The organism is Neobacillus niacini NBRC 15566, from assembly GCF_001591505.1.
Lineage (GTDB): Bacteria > Bacillota > Bacilli > Bacillales > Cytobacillaceae > Neobacillus > Neobacillus niacini.
On sequence record NZ_BCVA01000002.1, the window covers coordinates 72,479 to 87,988 of the forward strand.

At 36.9% G+C, this 15,510-nt stretch carries 14 protein-coding genes; 7 read left to right on the forward strand and 7 right to left on the reverse strand.

The features are described 5' to 3' along the window. Nucleotides 1-15 precede the first annotated feature (15 nt). From BANA01_RS02290 to BANA01_RS02310, 5 genes are read right to left on the reverse strand one after another with little or no spacing between them, the layout of a single operon-like run. Nucleotides 16-702 carry a response regulator transcription factor gene (locus tag BANA01_RS02290; RefSeq protein ID WP_063251473.1) on the reverse strand — a complete coding sequence of 229 codons (687 nt, stop codon included), beginning with the start codon at nucleotides 700-702 and terminating at the stop codon, nucleotides 16-18. Further along, nucleotides 699-2,171: a sensor histidine kinase gene (locus BANA01_RS02295; RefSeq protein ID WP_063251474.1), complete on the reverse strand. Its 1,473-nt coding sequence runs from the start codon at nucleotides 2,169-2,171 to the stop codon at nucleotides 699-701. Before BANA01_RS02295 ends, BANA01_RS02290 begins: the two co-directional genes overlap by 4 nt. Nucleotides 2,172-2,188: 17 nt before the next feature. Further along, on the reverse strand, nucleotides 2,189-2,926 hold the full coding sequence (locus tag BANA01_RS02300) for an ABC transporter permease subunit (RefSeq protein ID WP_063251475.1): 738 nt from the start codon (nucleotides 2,924-2,926) through the stop codon (nucleotides 2,189-2,191). Beyond that, nucleotides 2,923-3,627, reverse strand: a complete 705-nt coding sequence (locus BANA01_RS02305) for an ABC transporter ATP-binding protein (RefSeq protein WP_063251476.1) — start codon at nucleotides 3,625-3,627, stop codon at nucleotides 2,923-2,925. Before BANA01_RS02305 ends, BANA01_RS02300 begins: the two co-directional genes overlap by 4 nt. Before the next feature lie 36 nt (nucleotides 3,628-3,663). Continuing rightward, a complete protein-coding gene (locus BANA01_RS02310; protein ID WP_063251477.1) occupies nucleotides 3,664-4,509 on the reverse strand; it encodes a hypothetical protein in 846 nt (281 codons plus the stop codon). Between the two features lie 204 nt (nucleotides 4,510-4,713). On the opposite strand from BANA01_RS02310, the gene BANA01_RS02315 reads away from it, so the two are divergent. Continuing rightward, nucleotides 4,714-4,908: an IDEAL domain-containing protein gene (locus tag BANA01_RS02315; protein WP_063251478.1), complete on the forward strand. Its 195-nt coding sequence runs from the start codon at nucleotides 4,714-4,716 to the stop codon at nucleotides 4,906-4,908. 134 nt (nucleotides 4,909-5,042) lie between these two features. Beyond that, entirely contained in the window at nucleotides 5,043-5,651 is a 609-nt protein-coding gene (pabA, locus tag BANA01_RS02320) for an aminodeoxychorismate/anthranilate synthase component II (protein WP_063251479.1), read from the forward strand. A gap of 31 nt (nucleotides 5,652-5,682) precedes the next feature. Here the strand turns inward: pabA and BANA01_RS02325 are convergent, their stop codons facing one another. Then, nucleotides 5,683-6,264 carry a hypothetical protein gene (locus BANA01_RS02325; RefSeq protein WP_063251480.1) on the reverse strand — a complete coding sequence of 194 codons (582 nt, stop codon included), beginning with the start codon at nucleotides 6,262-6,264 and terminating at the stop codon, nucleotides 5,683-5,685. A 289-nt stretch (nucleotides 6,265-6,553) separates the two neighbouring features. Between BANA01_RS02325 and BANA01_RS02330 the strand changes: the two genes are divergently transcribed. Continuing rightward, nucleotides 6,554-7,156: a hypothetical protein gene (locus BANA01_RS02330; RefSeq protein WP_063251481.1), complete on the forward strand. Its 603-nt coding sequence runs from the start codon at nucleotides 6,554-6,556 to the stop codon at nucleotides 7,154-7,156. Between the two features lie 23 nt (nucleotides 7,157-7,179). On the opposite strand, the gene BANA01_RS02335 is transcribed toward BANA01_RS02330, so the two are convergent. Beyond that, nucleotides 7,180-7,824 (reverse strand): YczE/YyaS/YitT family protein, encoded by a 645-nt coding sequence (locus BANA01_RS02335; RefSeq protein ID WP_063251482.1) that lies wholly within the window; start codon nucleotides 7,822-7,824, stop codon nucleotides 7,180-7,182. 177 nt (nucleotides 7,825-8,001) lie between these two features. Between BANA01_RS02335 and BANA01_RS02340 the strand changes: the two genes are divergently transcribed. The 4 genes from BANA01_RS02340 (at nucleotide 8,002) to adhE (ending at nucleotide 15,477) form a co-directional block, all read left to right on the forward strand. Next, nucleotides 8,002-9,177, forward strand: coding sequence for an LL-diaminopimelate aminotransferase (locus BANA01_RS02340; RefSeq protein ID WP_063251483.1), 1,176 nt, complete (start codon nucleotides 8,002-8,004; stop codon nucleotides 9,175-9,177). 106 nt (nucleotides 9,178-9,283) lie between these two features. After that, on the forward strand, nucleotides 9,284-9,733 hold the full coding sequence (locus BANA01_RS02345; protein ID WP_063251484.1) for an SRPBCC family protein: 450 nt from the start codon (nucleotides 9,284-9,286) through the stop codon (nucleotides 9,731-9,733). A gap of 138 nt (nucleotides 9,734-9,871) precedes the next feature. Further along, nucleotides 9,872-12,634 (forward strand): phosphoenolpyruvate carboxylase, encoded by a 2,763-nt coding sequence (gene ppc / locus BANA01_RS02350; protein WP_063251485.1) that lies wholly within the window; start codon nucleotides 9,872-9,874, stop codon nucleotides 12,632-12,634. Between the two features lie 242 nt (nucleotides 12,635-12,876). Beyond that, the gene (gene adhE, locus BANA01_RS02355) at nucleotides 12,877-15,477 is read left to right on the forward strand and encodes a bifunctional acetaldehyde-CoA/alcohol dehydrogenase (protein ID WP_063251486.1); all 2,601 of its coding nucleotides are present in this window, start codon (nucleotides 12,877-12,879) and stop codon (nucleotides 15,475-15,477) included. The last annotated feature ends 33 nt before the right edge of the window (nucleotides 15,478-15,510 follow it).

The following is a 15,510-nucleotide window of genomic DNA, read 5'->3' on the forward strand; positions in this document are numbered from 1 at the left end:
AGGGTGAATAAAAGGTTAATGAAAACGATAGCCCGAACCCCATACGGTTTCTATGTATTCAGGGTTAGAGGGGTCAAGTTCGACTTTTTCTCTTATTTTACGGATGTGGACGGTGACGGTTGAAACGTCCCCATTGCTGTCATAGCCCCAGATTCTTTCAAATAAATGGTCTTTACTGAAGACCTGATCTGGGTTTAATGCAAGAAAGGTTAGAACATCGAATTCCTTTGTGGTTAAGGTAATTTCTTTGTTATTAACAAAAACACGTCGTGAGGAGCGGTCTATGAATAAACCACGGATGTAAATTTCTTGGGATTCTGTAGTTTGTTTCATTGATAATCGCTCATATCGGGATAAATGTGCCTTCACTCTAGCTACCATTTCATTCGGACTGAACGGCTTAACTAAATAATCATCAGCACCTAGCCCAAGACCTCTAATCTTATCGATTTCTTCTTTTTTTGCTGTCACCAAAATGATTGGGATATCCTTGATACTTCGTATTTTCTTGCAGATTTCAAAACCATCAATGTTTGGAAGCATGACATCGAGCAAAATTAAATCAAAATCCTGTGTTAGAGCCTTTTGAAGACCGATATCTCCTGTATGAACCATTTCTGTCTGAAAGCCGTTGATTTCTAAATAATCCTGTTCTAATTCCGCAATGCTTTTTTCATCTTCTATGATTAATACTTTTTTCATGATGTTGCCTCCTCAGAACAGGAATGGTGCGGCAAAATAATGGTTATTTTTGTTCCCACAGTTAGTGTGCTTTCTAATCTTATCATTCCGTTATGTTCCTCGATAATCATTTTTGCTATGGAAAGTCCCAAACCGCTGCCACCGGTTAATTTATTTCTGGATTGCTCGGCACGATAAAACTGATTAAAGATAAAGGGGATTGAATCTTCCGGGATACCTGGTCCATTATCAGCAATGGAAATCTCAACGTCTTCGTCAGTAGAATCTATGGATATGATTAATTCCTTTTTATCTTTATCCATGTACTTCAAGCTATTATTAATAATATTTGCTAGCACTCGTTTGAACTTTTCACGGTCTGCTACAACCTGATAATGGCCCAGAGGGGCAAATTGAAAATGTAGTTCCACATGCTGTTTTCTAAGATCGAAGCTCAATTCCTCGAAATAATCGGTTAAATAATCTTTGATATCAATTCGTTCGAATTCAAAGGGGACTTTGCCTAAATCCAGCTTGGAAAATAAGAATAATTCATCAATTAAATGATCCATATCCACAGCCTTTGTATAGATGGTTTGGATATATCGGGCTTTCTTTTCAGGTGTGTCTGCTACGCCATCACGGATGCCTTCAACATAACCTTTAATCGAGGTTATTGGTGTTTTTAAATCATGAGAGATATGGGCAATTAATTCCTTTCGGTTATCCTCATATTGTTTTTGAATCTCGTGTGATTCCTTTAATTGAATTCTCATTTCTTCAAATGCTTGTGTTAATTGGCCAATCTCATCATTCCTCGCTGCTGAAATGGAATGCTCGAGGTTACCGTTTTTTATAAAGTGAGCAGCCTTCTTCAATTGATTAATGGGTTTGATAATACTCTTTGATACAAAATAGGTTAATAACCCATTAGTGGCAATTAAAATCAATAAACATAAACCGAAGAGGATAGGGAAGAAGGTTCGGACAAACTGATTCCATGGGCTTGCGTCCCTCATTAAAAATAAGGAGACTTTACTGCCATCTTTTAAGAAGAAATCATGCTGCTTTATAGCAAAAGTCTGCTCACCGATTTCTTCAAGGCTGCGGAAGCTTTTTTCTGTTCCAAATTCCGGCAGTTCATCAGTACGAATATTTTCAAGCTCACGTGTAAGATAATAAACCTCATCGTTTTTACGGATAATTAATCCTGATTCAATCTCACTTAGCACGTTATTTAGTGATTTCAAATACTCCTTACTCATCAATTCGACGGGATTTACAGCGGATTTTTCTTTTAGCTCGAGGAAAAATATTGTATCCTCTTGCTTGGTTTTATGGTAATTGTGGCTCTCCGGTAAGAAGGTAGCCATCTCACGGATATCACCGAGAAAAACAATCATCAAAAGAAAGGAAGTTATTAAAAACAAAATAATGGGAACCGTTATCATTGCAATATTTGAAAGTATTAGACGAAGTTTAATAGACATTGAAAAACACCCTCTAGTTAGGCTTCTTTTCTATTAAACATATAATAGCCAACTGTAAAAAACAATGCGAAAGAAGAGCACAAATACGTGACAGTTTGTATCATCCACCGAATTGACACATTGCCAAACCACTGCATATACCAATCCAAATAGGCTGTTGGCAGAAAAAATAGTGAACCAGGCAGCACATATGGAATAAATAGCATGATTAAGTATAGGACAATCATTCCTGAAACAGCAAGAACACTGGAATGGACAAATAGTGCCAGCATAACAGCAAATGCTGTTAGAACGAGAATGGGAAACCAGGACACAACAAAGGCACCTATGCTGGAAGGAATGGCAGTTATCTCAAAAGCCTTATCAAAAACAGTGCTGCTAACCACCACAGCTGTCCATTCCAATAAAAGAATAAATAAGCTTAAAATACTAATAGCGATTACCTTTGATCCGAAAAGCTCCATTCGACTAATTGGTCTCACTTGAAGTAAAGTTCCACGTTCACCTTCCCTCGTAAATAAATCTGTCGCCGCGATAAAGATAAATAAAGGTATTAAAATGGTTACAAATAAATCCAACAAGGTCATATTAATATTTTCAGCCGGTAATGCCATCCAATCTGTCAAAAATAGATTGTTAACAAGAATCTTAGTCAGTACAGGAATAAGCACCGAAGCGAGAAGAAAAAGCTTCGTACCCTTTTTTGTCAGCAGCTTTTGCATTTCATTCAAAGTATTTGCTTTGATCGTGTTCATTTCCCTGCCACCTCAATTTTCCTGACATAAACATCCTCTAATGGCTCGTTACCTGCTTCAAATAATGAAACGGCTCCATTGATGAGAAAACAAAAACGATTACATAATTTTTCTAGCTCTGATAAATGATGACTTGAAATAACAAAGGTTACACCGGATTGGCTTGATATTTGCTGTATTGTTTTTCTTAACAATAGCAATCCATCAATATCTAAGCCATTCGTTGGTTCATCCAAAACAATCAAGCGAGGCTTAGAAATAAGTGCTGAGGCAATCCCAAAACGCTGCTTCATGCCCATAGAAAAGGAGGTAATTTTCTCGTCTTTATAAGGAGTTAAACCAGTCTGTTGTAATACCATTTCAATGTCTGAATCGGTTATGCTAGAGTACAAGCGAGAAATCATTTTTAGATTTTTATAGGGTGACATTTTTTCATAAGCAGCAGCAGGTCCAATTAAGGCACCAACAGGACCTATTGCTTCCTTGTAATTATTTAGAAGGTCGACGCCAAATATCTCGACTTTTCCTCTATCTGGAGAAGATAGACCGGTCAGGCATTTTAATAAGGTTGTTTTACCGGCTCCATTTGGTCCAAGGATTCCGATTATTTCTCCTTGCTCTATCGTTAAATTGATATTTTGTATTCCTCTGCCATTTGAGTATTGCTTTGCCAATCCTGTAATAACCACTGCTTTTTCCAAAATTGTCACCCTCTATCAATTACTAAATTGAGAATCCTATTTACCGTGATTGAATTCGACTACCTTATCGGCAGATATTCCAACGGGGGTTACGATAGTCTGATTGTAGTCAGATGCATCCAAATTAATTGTAAGTTCTAATTCATGGCTGGTATCCTGTTTTTCTTTTCCTGTTACGATTACTTTGACAGTCTGCTGTTTAATGTAATTGTCCTTGTTCACTTCCGCAGTAAGTTTAACTTGCTTAACTGTAATATCGTGATCTAACTCAGGGAGCTTCGCCTTAATATGAAAGTCTGAGCCTTTAGAATCGCTCTTGTCTTGAAGCATGACAGCATGTTTAATCATTAACGTACTCAAAGCATTTGCAGAAAGAGGAATTTCTTTTCCAGTTAAATCTAGATCAATCAGGTGATTGCCGTTTTTCTTTTCAGCGACTGTAATTTGCTGTTGAAGATTTTTTGTCATAACATCGATGAGATTCTCTACATCATCCTTTAATTCAGCTGTATTACTGTGATGTGGATTCTTGGAGGTATCCATTTTGTAAACTGTATCAAGTCCGTCCTTCATCAAATACCAATTTCCATCTTGTTTGTACATGTTCATGCTGCTAACATCCGTTTCATTGGCTAATCGAGTTGAGATAGAGTTTACTTGATTCACTGAGTCTGATTTGAAAATGGATTGGGATGATAGTAAGGATTTGTTGTTGTCCTCGATATTTAGGTTAAAATTCAACGTTGCGCTCTCAGCTGTATGAGTTTTCTTTAGGGCGTCCTTGTAAAGGTCGTAACCCGATGTATTCGCTGAAATCGAATAAACACTGCCTAACATAAGTGTTCCACTAATCCCGATAACAGCTAAAAGTTTCTTATTCATATACATTTCCTCCAATCATTAGTTTGTTACAAGCCCAGTGTAATCGGGAGATATAAAAGCAATCTAAATAAACTATTAAATTTTTCTTAAATTAAATGCTGTTTACCAAGCAGGAAAAAATTTCTTTGGATAATAACAAATAAAATGTTTGAATTTTTAGATAATTAACAGTATAATTAAAAAAAGCTCAAGGAGTTGATTTCCATGGAAAAGAGATTATTAAATTCACCACAACAAACTGATGAGAACAACGATTCTGTAATTGCTGAGATGTTTTTAAACCACGCCTTGATTGAATTTAGAAGAGAAGTGCTCCGTAAGGAAATCGACCTCTCGCTACAAGAAAGAAATAAAGAAGCTTTCCTCAAGTTATCTGAGGAGTTAAAGAAAATTTCATAGCATATGTTACCTAACAGACTTCATTTATATTGGAAGCCCTTTTCATACTAGAAAGGGCTTCTTTTGTTTTTGATATTCATGTATGATGAAAAAAGCGGAAGCTAAGAAGAAAATGGGATATAGGTGAGCAGCAAATGATTTTCATGGTTGATAATTATGATTCTTTTACCTTTAACTTAGTTCAATACTTAAAGGAGCTGGGGGAGGACTTAGTCGTACAGCGGAACGACCAAACCACCTTAGATGATATTAGGAAGCTGGATCCTGATTTTTTAATGATTTCTCCGGGGCCAGGTAATCCTAGTGAAGCTGGAATAAGCCTAGAGGTTATAAGGGAATTTTCAGGAATGATTCCCATTTTGGGAGTTTGTCTTGGGCATCAATCAATTGCTCAAGCTTATGAAGGGGATGTTGTCCCTGCTGCAAAATTAATGCATGGAAAAACCTCTGATATATACCATGATGGAAAAACAATATTTAGAGGACTGACATATCCATTTCAGGCTACGAGGTATCACTCCTTAATCGTGAAGAGAGAGACGCTGCCTGCCTGTTTTGAGGTCTCCGCATGGACGGAGAATGGAGAAATCATGGCAATACGTCACAAAGAACTTCCACTCGAAGGTGTTCAGTTTCACCCTGAATCGATATTAACCTCATGCGGAAAACAGATTTTGAAAAACTTTGTCCATTTTTATGGAAGAGTTGGAGCGATTAAAGCAGAAAGACAATATAGATTATAAAAAAATGGTGCCATTGTTTATGGCACCGAGATTATTTCTGTTTTTCCCCTTTTTTATTGTTCATTAAATAAAATGTTATGGGCTGGTCTGAACCAGTCATTAAGTTATAAACATATGAAGATGTAATTTTATAACCTTCGTCAATCTTTTCTGCAAGATAGTTAGTGCGTTCAAATAAAATGGAGCGAATATGATTTAATTGCCGAGAGATTTTTTCCGTCAATGCTTCTTGTTGGTCTAACCGAGTTAATACCCCTTTTTGAAAATCTTCTTGTTTACTGATTTTTTCGGATAGTTGTTTTTGCAGTTCCTCTTGTGTTTTCAACAGATGGATAATTAATTCTTCATATTCACCATGCTTTTGGTTACGAGTGCTAATCTCATTTAACTGATTTTCTATTTTATCCCAATTGTTTGCTTGTACCACCTCTTGGTTAAGAAACCGGTGTTTCATTTCATTTATGGCATTAATCAATGAAACATTTGCCTGATGCTGCTCGTCTATTACTTCTGAAAGAAAATCTCTCCTCACCAACTTTTGATTTGGTTCAGATAGCTTCTCCTTATTCTTATAAACTGTAGGATGTTTACCGTTGTTAATATACAATCCCATTTATTACACCCCTTATCATCAATGAATGTATTATTTTATGCTCAATATGTTAAAATGGGAAAATTTTATAAAAAAACAGGAAAAATGTGTGTCTATAGGGAATTTATCTTAGTAAATTATAATATATGAGCATAAAGAGAATTTCCTACGGCTTAAGTCTTAGCTTTAAATAATTCCCAAGATTGTGTAATCCTGAAGAACTACACGTTAAAATAAATTAAGATTAAACTCATTAAGGGATATAAGGAGAGAAATCCCTTCCTATAGAAAAATGAAGGGGGAATATAGGATGAGGAAGATTTACGTACTTCTTACTGATACTGGGACGGTTTTAACAAAAATTATTAAACTCTATACGAAGAAGCCGCATAATCATGCTTCCATAGCATTAGATGACCAATTATGGGATGTTTATAGTTTTGGAAGAAAAAGACCTCGCAATCCTTTCCTAGCTGGATTTGTCAGAGAAAATATCCGTGGTGGAATATTTCGCAATGCTGATTGTGCTATATATTGTTGTACGATATCTGAAAAACAGTATGAGGTAATTTGTCGGAAAATTGAAGAAATTGAGAAAAATAAAGGGGATTATCGCTATAATCTTTTGGGGCTATTCGCGGTCATGTTCAATTTGGAGTTGGATCGAAAAAATGCTTTTTTTTGTTCCCACTTTGTTGCCGCTCTTCTTCAGGAATCAGGGGTTAAAATCAATAAACAAAAGCCGCTATCATTAGTTACTCCAGATGACATAAAAGAATCCAATTCTTTAGAATTAGTCTATGAAGGAAAATTGTCATCTTATTTTGAAGAGGCAAGTGAACATGATATAAACAATTTATCTCATCAAACATACTATCAGGATTTCAGTACTGATAGAGTAGAGGTTATCTAGTTAAAATTAGAGAAGGCGTGTACTTATAAATACACGTCTTCTCTAATTTGTTTATTCCGATTTTTAAATGCTTCAATTAAGCTATTAAAAAGACTCAAAGACCTTTGGAATACTGGACTTTGGATAAAGGTATATAGGAAGGTGGCAATAAATACTGGCCCTCCTAAAAGTAAACCGATGATTAAGACCAAACTTTCAACTAGGATACGTGCTTGACTTACCGATAATTTCGTTTTATTTGAAATGGAAAGCATAAAACCATCTCTTGGTCCGGCACCAAGACCTGCCGCGACATACATCCCGCCGCCTATTCCTGAAATGACAATGGCACATAACAATATAAGATAATCGACCCAAGAATTAGTTGGCTCAGGTAAAAAATCCAACCATAGAAAAAAGTCCATAATCGGTCCAATTAAAAGGGCATTTAGAAAGGTCCCAATTTTAATATATTTTCTTGCTGTAAAATAAGAGATGCTAACCAGTACTAACCCGCAAATTACACCCCAAGTCCCTATAGTAAGCCCAAAATGTTGATATAATGCCACATTTAAGACCTCCCAAGGATGTAAACCAACATGTTTCACCTTAACGGCTATTGCGTTACCTAACCCAAAGAAGGTTAATCCCAATATAAATATTACATACTGAATTGTTTTCACCCACACGTTACCCCCGATTATAAAACTGTCAATTATCCTAAATCTTAAAAGATGTCGAATTGATAATCAACCATTTTTAGAATATTGGAGTTAAAAGAATTTTATTAATAGATGAAATTTTGTTAAAATGTATCAATAAAATAAACATATTTGGGTTATATAAATGATTGAGAGGTTATATCTATGAATCTTGTTGCTTCAACTAAAGTTCAAAAATTAACAGCCAGTATTTTTCAAGAGGTAGCTGATCTTAAGCAGCAAGCACTGAACAGGGGTCTTGATGTTATCGATTTAAGTGTAGGGAGCCCTGATTTACCACCTCCTGCATTTGTTGTTGAAGAACTTGTAAAATATGCGAGTAACCCTGTTAATTACGGATACACCTTAAAGGGTATTCCAGAATTTCATGAGGCTGTATCTTTCTTTTATCAGCGGCGGTATGGAGCAGATATCGATCCAGAAAAAGAAGTACTTCAATTAATGGGATCACAGGACGGACTTGCTCATTTAGCAACAGCGATAATTAACCCAGGGGATTATGTCTTAGTACCAGACCCGGGTTATCCTATTTACGAAGCGAGTGTCACTATTGCTGGCGGTGTCCTGTACTCTATGCCATTATTAGCAGAAAATAACTTTTTACCTGTTCTTGAGGATATTCCTCAACAAATCTTGGAAAAGACCAAAATGATGATCCTTAGTTATCCAGGTAATCCGGTAACTGCACTAGCTGACAGAAGCTTTTTCGAAAAGGTAATCAATTTTGCGAAACGTAATAATATTCTTATTGTCCATGATTTCGCATACTCTGAATTAATCTATGATAACCATCCACAAATAAGCTTCATGTCTGTTCCGGGTGCTAAGGAGGTTGGGATTGAATTTAATTCTCTATCAAAAACCTTTAATTTAGCAGGCTGCCGGATTGGCTACGCTGTCGGCAATGGACAAGCTTTAAATATTCTAGGAACCTTTAAATCACAAATTGATTATGGGGTATTTTATCCTATTCAAAAGGCAGCTGTTGCTGCACTTACTTCGAATTTCACCATACTTCAAGAGCAGGTGAAAGAATACGAGTTTCGCAGAGATACCCTTATGGCTGGACTGGAAAAAAGCGGCTGGCAGTTGGCTAAATCCCCAGCAACGATGTTTCTTTGGGCCAAAATCCCTGCTGGATGGAAATCGAGACAATTCGCCTTTGAATTAATCAGTCACGCTGGCGTAGCCGTAATCCCTGGTGACGCGTTCGGAAAACAAGGCGAGGGCTATGTTCGAATTGCATTAGTACAGCCCCCAGAGAGACTGTCAGAAGCAGCAGCTCGAATACATGAATTTCTAGTTGAATATGCTCACTAGACATTGGCAATTTCATTCTTCTATAAAGACACTATTAATCATATAAATTGTAAAAAGACCTTCAGTTTTGAAGGTCTTTTAGATTTAATATGAAAGAGGGATACCAATGCCTAGCGAAAAACAACAAATAGAATTAGCTATCCCGATAAATGTAATTTGGGATTTCATCAGGGATGCAAATAATTGGGCACCGCTTGTGCCTGGTTATATACAACATGAGCAAATTAATAAAAATATTATAACATGGGAATTTAAAAGTGACCTTGGTATAATGAAAAAAAAGGTAAGTTTAATTATTGATATTAAAGAGTGGAATGAACCAACAAGGATAAGCTTTGAGTTAAGGCGTTCCAATGAAAAATATATTGGTGAAGGTTATGTTGAAGCACATGCAGTAAATCAGAAAAAAACATTGCTTACTGGGTTTCTTGAAATAAATGCTAGTGGGGCATTAGGTTCATTGGCAAATTCACTTTTTAAAAATGCGATTCCAAAATCATCAGTAGAAGTGGCATCTGCCATTGCCTCTAAACTTGAAGAATTTAACGAAAGGTAATAAAATTTGGCAATCCGATGGGAAATTCGGATTGTTTTTTTTAAATAATTAAAAAATTTTTTAACATGAGACTAAAAGTTATGTTATATTAATAAATAAAAAATTTAGTAAATTTACTAGTACAGGGAGGGTGAAAGCATGAGTACAGAATTAAAAGTGAATGACAGCAGTCTTCCACTTCGCCGCGATGTAAAATTACTAGGTCAAATTCTTGGTGAGATCCTAGTCAGCCATGGTGGGAATGAACTTTTTGATAAAGTGGAAAAAATTCGACTGATGTGTAAAACACTCAGAACTCATTTTGATACCGAAATCTATTCCGAATTAAAGGAAGAAATTGCAAACCTTAATAGCCCAATGAGAAAGCAGGTTATTCGTGCATTCTCAATGTATTTTCATTTGATAAATATCGCCGAACAAAATCACCGTATTAGAAGAAGACGACAATATCAACTTGAGGATGATTCAATTGTTCAGCCAGATTCTATCGAAAGTGCAATTCTTTCTTTAAAGGAGAATAATCTTAATGAAGATATGATTCAAGAGGTATTAAAGAAGTTATCTCTTGAGCTGGTTATTACTGCACATCCAACAGAGGCAGCAAAGCGATCAATCTTAGAAATACAACAACGTATTGCTGTAATCTTGAAGAAACTCGACTACCCTTTAATAACAAAAAGAGAGCGCAGCAAACTTGAAGAGAGTTTATTTAACGAAGTAACGATTCTCTGGCAGACAGATGAACTTCGCCATAATAAGCCAACTGTACTGGATGAAGTCCGGAACGGTCTGTATTATTTTGATCAGACCTTATTTGAAGTCCTGCCAGAAATCCATCGTGAAGTTGAGATATGCTTAGAAAAGAACTATTCCGCAAAACAATGGGATGTTCCTAATTTCCTCAGATTTGGCTCATGGATTGGCGGAGACCGGGACGGCAACCCAAACGTAACACCGGAGGTTACGTGGGAGACGTTACATAAGCAGCGAAAGCTTGTCTTAAAGAAATATAAAAATGTATTAGTTGATCTTATGAAACGTTATAGTCATTCTACTACCCGGGTAGAGGTCAGTGATGAATTAGTCCAATCCCTTGAGATGGAAGAGGACAAGTTTCTGACAGAAGATAAGAAATGGCCAGTTAAAGGGGAGGTATACCGCCGAAAATTTGCTATTATTATCGAACGATTGAAACAAGTGGGGAAATCAGATTTAGGTTACCATTCTGCTGAAGAATTATTAGAAGATTTATATGTAGTGAAAAGAAGTTTAAATAACCATCATCCTGCAGCGCATGAGTTAAAAACAATTCAAAAGCTAATCCGTCAGGTACAACTCTTTGGTTTCCATCTAGCAACACTTGACATTCGCAATCATAGTGGTGAGCATGAGGCTGCAATTTCGGAGATTTTACGAAAAGTACAAATTACGAATAATTATCCTCAGCTTTCTGAGGATGAAAAGGTAAAAATCCTGGAAAATATCCTAATGGACCCACGGCCGCTTCTATTATTAAACGAAGATTATACACCGGAAACACAGCAAATGATTCAGGTGTTTCAGATGATTAAGAATGCCCATAAAGAATTTGGAAAACGTTCCATTTCTGTTTATCTTGTAAGTATGACAAGATCAGTGAGTGATTTACTTGAGGTGCTGGTTCTAGCGAAAGAGGCTGGAATTTATAGACTTCATGCAGATGGGACAGTTGAAAGCCAATTAAATGTAGCCCCACTGCTAGAAACGATTGATGATTTAACAGCAGGCCCTAAGATTATGGAAACATTGTTCCAAATGCCTGTATATCGTAATCACTTAAAAGTAATGAATGACCAGCAGGAGATTATGCTTGGATATTCCGACGGCAGTAAAGACGGCGGTACATTAACGGCAAACTGGAAGCTCTATAAGGCTCAGCTTGAAATTCATGAAATGGCAAGCAAGTACCACATAGGATTAAAGTTTTTCCATGGCCGAGGCGGTTCGCTTGGGCGAGGAGGCGGTCCGTTAAATAAAAGCCTGCTTTCACAACCTGCCGAAACAATTGGTGATGGAGTAAAAATTACGGAGCAGGGTGAAGTCCTATCTTCCCGCTATTTGCTTGAAGACATTGCCTATCGAAGCTTAGAACAAGCAACTTCTACTCTAATGCTCGCAACGGCACACGTATCAAAAGAGGCAGAGCCTGGGGATTTAAGGGATGAATGTTGGGAGACTGCTATTGAGGAGATTTCTGACGCAGCACTAAAAAAATATCAATCACTCGTTTTTGGAGATGCAGACTTCTTAACCTATTTTAATGAAGCAACCCCATTAAGGGAACTTGGAGACTTAAACATCGGTTCAAGACCAATGAGCAGAAAAAACCGCGGTCGCTTCGAGGATTTAAGAGCTATTCCATGGGTTTTTGCTTGGACACAAAGCAGGCAGCTCCTTCCAGCTTGGTATGCCGCAGGAACAGGTTTAGAAAGTTATGCTTTAAAAAGTGAACAAAATTTACAACAATTACAACAAATGTATGTAAATTGGCCATTTTTCCGATCCACGATTGATAATCTGCAAATGGCATTGATGAAGGCAGATATCACAACTGCGAAAGAATATTTAACACTAGTGGAAGATCAGAAAATAGCTGAGAGAATTTTCTCGAATATCCTTGAAGAATATGAAAAGACAAAAGCAATTCTTCTCAAAATCACAGGGGATAAAGAATTACTAGATCATACACCAAACATTAAAGACTCAGTCTATCGTCGAAATCCTTATGTTGATCCATTAAACTTTTTACAGGTAGAATTAATTAAGGAATTAAGAAGTCAAAACGAACCATCGGAAGAGTTATTAATTGAGGTACTATTAACCATTAGTGGAATCTCAGCAGGTTTACGTAATACAGGTTGATTTGTATAAACGCTTCTCACCCGTTAAGGTGAGGAGCGTTTTTTCATTTTGTAAATGAAATTAGTTTTGAACATTCTGTGAAATATTAAAAAATGAATGAATATTCATTCGTTTTTGATCATAATCCGACAAATTCTGCATTATTGAACATGATATATTTTAGCCAGAAAAGATTAAAGGAATAGAAGGGTTAATTTTAAAAAAGTGCCTGCTTGAAAAGCTAGATTTGGAGGGATAGTTCTATGGCAGTTAAAGAATTAGTTGTACAAGAAAAACAAAATGTAGTGGCAATGATTGAGATTCTGGCTAACAATTCCGCTAAAGCCTTAGCTGAGTTTCGTTGTTACAATCAGAAAATGGTGGATGAGATCGTTAAGCAAATGGCCTATACAGCACTCAATCATCACAAAGACTTAGCAAAGCTAGCGGTGGAAGAAACAAGAAGAGGGGTCTATGAAGATAAAGTTTTCAAAAATATGTTTGCAACAGAGTATATCTACAACAATATAAGAGATCTAAAAACAGTCGGAGTCATTCGTGAAAACGAGCACGAAGGCATGGTAGAGATGGCTGAGCCAGTGGGAGTAATAGCTGGGGTTATTCCTATAACGAATCCAACATCCACGGTTATTTTTAAATCATTAATATCGCTTAAGACAAGAAATCCAATTATCTTTGCTTTTCCGAAATATGCTCAAAGGTGTTGTGTCGAAACAGCACAACTTCTCAGAGAAGCAGCCGTAAAGGCTGGGGCACCAGAGAATTGTATACAATGGATTGATGTTCCATCTCATGACGCGTTTCAACTCCTAATGAAGCATCCGAAGATTTCACTTATTTTAGCTACGGGGGGACCAAATTTAGTAAAAGCAGCTTATAGCTCAGGTAAACCCGCTCTTGGTGTTGGTGCGGGCAATGTTCCCTGTTATATTGAAAAGACTGCAAAAATCAAACGTGCCGTAAATGACATCATTCTTTCTAAAACGTTCGATAACGGTATGATATGTGCCTCCGAACAGGCACTTATAATCGATCATGAGGTATTTGAAGAGGTAAAAAGGGAAATGATCGAAAATCAGTGTTATTTCTTAAATAATGAAGAAAAACAATTGATTGAAAAAGCAGTTATAGACGAAAAAAGTGCTTCTTTAAATCCTATGATTGTCGGATTGCCTGCCCATATGATTGCAAAGATGGCAGGTGTCAATGTTCCTGTAGATACGAAAATACTAGTGGCTGAGTTAAAAGGAGTTGGTCCAAAATTCCCATTATCCTGTGAAAAGTTAAGCCCTATACTCGCCTGTTATAAAGTGAATAGTTTAGCTGAAGGGCTGCTTATTGCTGAAGAAACACTTGAATATGGGGGACTTGGACACTCAGCTGCTATTCATACAGCTGACCAGAATGTGATTGATACCTTTGCCCTTCGAATGAAAGCTGGAAGAATTATGGTTAATACACCATCGACACACGGTGCGATTGGTGATATCTATAACACATCTTTGCCGTCTTTAACGATTGGTTGCGGAACCTATGGTGGGAACTCTGTGTCTCAGAATGTAGGAGCAGAAAATTTACTAAACATTAAGAAGGTGGCAAAAAGGAGAAACATGACTCAATGGTTTAAAGTTCCATCACAAGTATTTTTTGAAAGGAATTCGATTCAGGTGCTTGCTGGCATTCCAGGAATCTCCAAAGTGTTTGTCGTAACGAGTGCTAGTCAAATGAAAAATGGCTCTATTGAAAAAGTGCTTTATCAATTAGACAAAAATCCCAGTCCTATCCAATATGAAGTTTTATATGATATTGAACCTGAGCCAGACATTGAAAGTGTCAAGAATGGAGCAGAAAGGATGCAAAAATTCCAGCCTGACTGTCTCATTGCACTTGGGGGCGGCTCGGTAATGGATGCTGCCAAAGCAATGTGGCTGTTCTATGAACATCCAGACGCTGATTTTAACAGCTTAAAGCAAAAATTCTTTGACCCTAGTAAACGGGTGGTTAAATTTCCTGCGCTTCGTAGCAAAGCAATCTTTGTTGCTATTCCGACCACTTCTGGCACAGGTTCTGAAGTAACTTCCTTTTCAGTGATTTCAGATAAAAAGTCAAATATAAAGTATCCGTTGGCTGACTTTCAATTAACACCAGATTTAGCAATTGTTGATCCGCAGCTTGTCGTGACCGTCCCTAAGCATGTTACCGCAGATACTGGGATGGATGTTTTAACACATGCAATAGAATCATATGTTTCAGTATTAGCCAATGATTTTACAGATGGGTTAGCATTGAAAGCAATACAGTTAGTATTTGAATATTTACCTCGGGCTTATCGAGACGGTAATGATGAACTTGCAAGGGAAAAAATGCACAACGCCTCTACGATTGCAGGAATGGCTTTTGCTAACTCATTTTTAGGAATTAATCATAGCTTGGCCCATGCACTAGGTGCAGAATTTAATATTGCACATGGTCGTGCGATTGCCATTTTGTTACCTCACGTTATTCGTTACAATGCAGCAAAACCGAATAAATTAATGACATACCCTAAATATGAACACTTTATTGCTGATCAGCGCTATGCTGAGATTGCAAGAATGCTAGGTTTGTCTGCTGAAACATCCGAAGCAGGCGTAGAGAGTTTAATACAAGCGGTTATCAACCTAATGAAACAATTAGAATTGCCAATGAGCATTGAAGATACAGGGATAAGTCAGAATGAATTTGATAAAAAATTAAATATCCTTGCTGAACATGCCTTTGATGACCAAGATACGATTGCCAATCCCAAGCAGCCACTTGTAACAGAACTGGTCAATATCTATCGGCAGGCATTTAAAGGTTAGTTGAGCTGCAGATTCGAAAATTCTGTGAACAAA

Excerpts from the sequence above, each read along its gene's own strand:
- BANA01_RS02340 (WP_063251483.1), top strand. The coding sequence starts at position 8,002 with ATGAATCTTGTTGCTTCAACTAAAGTTCAAAAATTAACAGCCAGTATT.
- BANA01_RS02330 (WP_063251481.1), top strand. The coding sequence starts at position 6,554 with ATGAGGAAGATTTACGTACTTCTTACTGATACTGGGACGGTTTTAACA.
- BANA01_RS02325 (WP_063251480.1), bottom strand. The coding sequence starts at position 6,264 with ATGGGATTGTATATTAACAACGGTAAACATCCTACAGTTTATAAGAAT.
- BANA01_RS02315 (WP_063251478.1), top strand. The coding sequence starts at position 4,714 with ATGGAAAAGAGATTATTAAATTCACCACAACAAACTGATGAGAACAAC.
- pabA (WP_063251479.1), top strand. The coding sequence starts at position 5,043 with ATGATTTTCATGGTTGATAATTATGATTCTTTTACCTTTAACTTAGTT.
- BANA01_RS02300 (WP_063251475.1), bottom strand. The coding sequence starts at position 2,926 with ATGAACACGATCAAAGCAAATACTTTGAATGAAATGCAAAAGCTGCTG.
- adhE (WP_063251486.1), top strand. The coding sequence starts at position 12,877 with ATGGCAGTTAAAGAATTAGTTGTACAAGAAAAACAAAATGTAGTGGCA.
- BANA01_RS02295 (WP_063251474.1), bottom strand. The coding sequence starts at position 2,171 with ATGTCTATTAAACTTCGTCTAATACTTTCAAATATTGCAATGATAACG.
- BANA01_RS02345 (WP_063251484.1), top strand. The coding sequence starts at position 9,284 with ATGCCTAGCGAAAAACAACAAATAGAATTAGCTATCCCGATAAATGTA.
- BANA01_RS02290 (WP_063251473.1), bottom strand. The coding sequence starts at position 702 with ATGAAAAAAGTATTAATCATAGAAGATGAAAAAAGCATTGCGGAATTA.
- ppc (WP_063251485.1), top strand. The coding sequence starts at position 9,872 with ATGAGTACAGAATTAAAAGTGAATGACAGCAGTCTTCCACTTCGCCGC.
- BANA01_RS02310 (WP_063251477.1), bottom strand. The coding sequence starts at position 4,509 with ATGAATAAGAAACTTTTAGCTGTTATCGGGATTAGTGGAACACTTATG.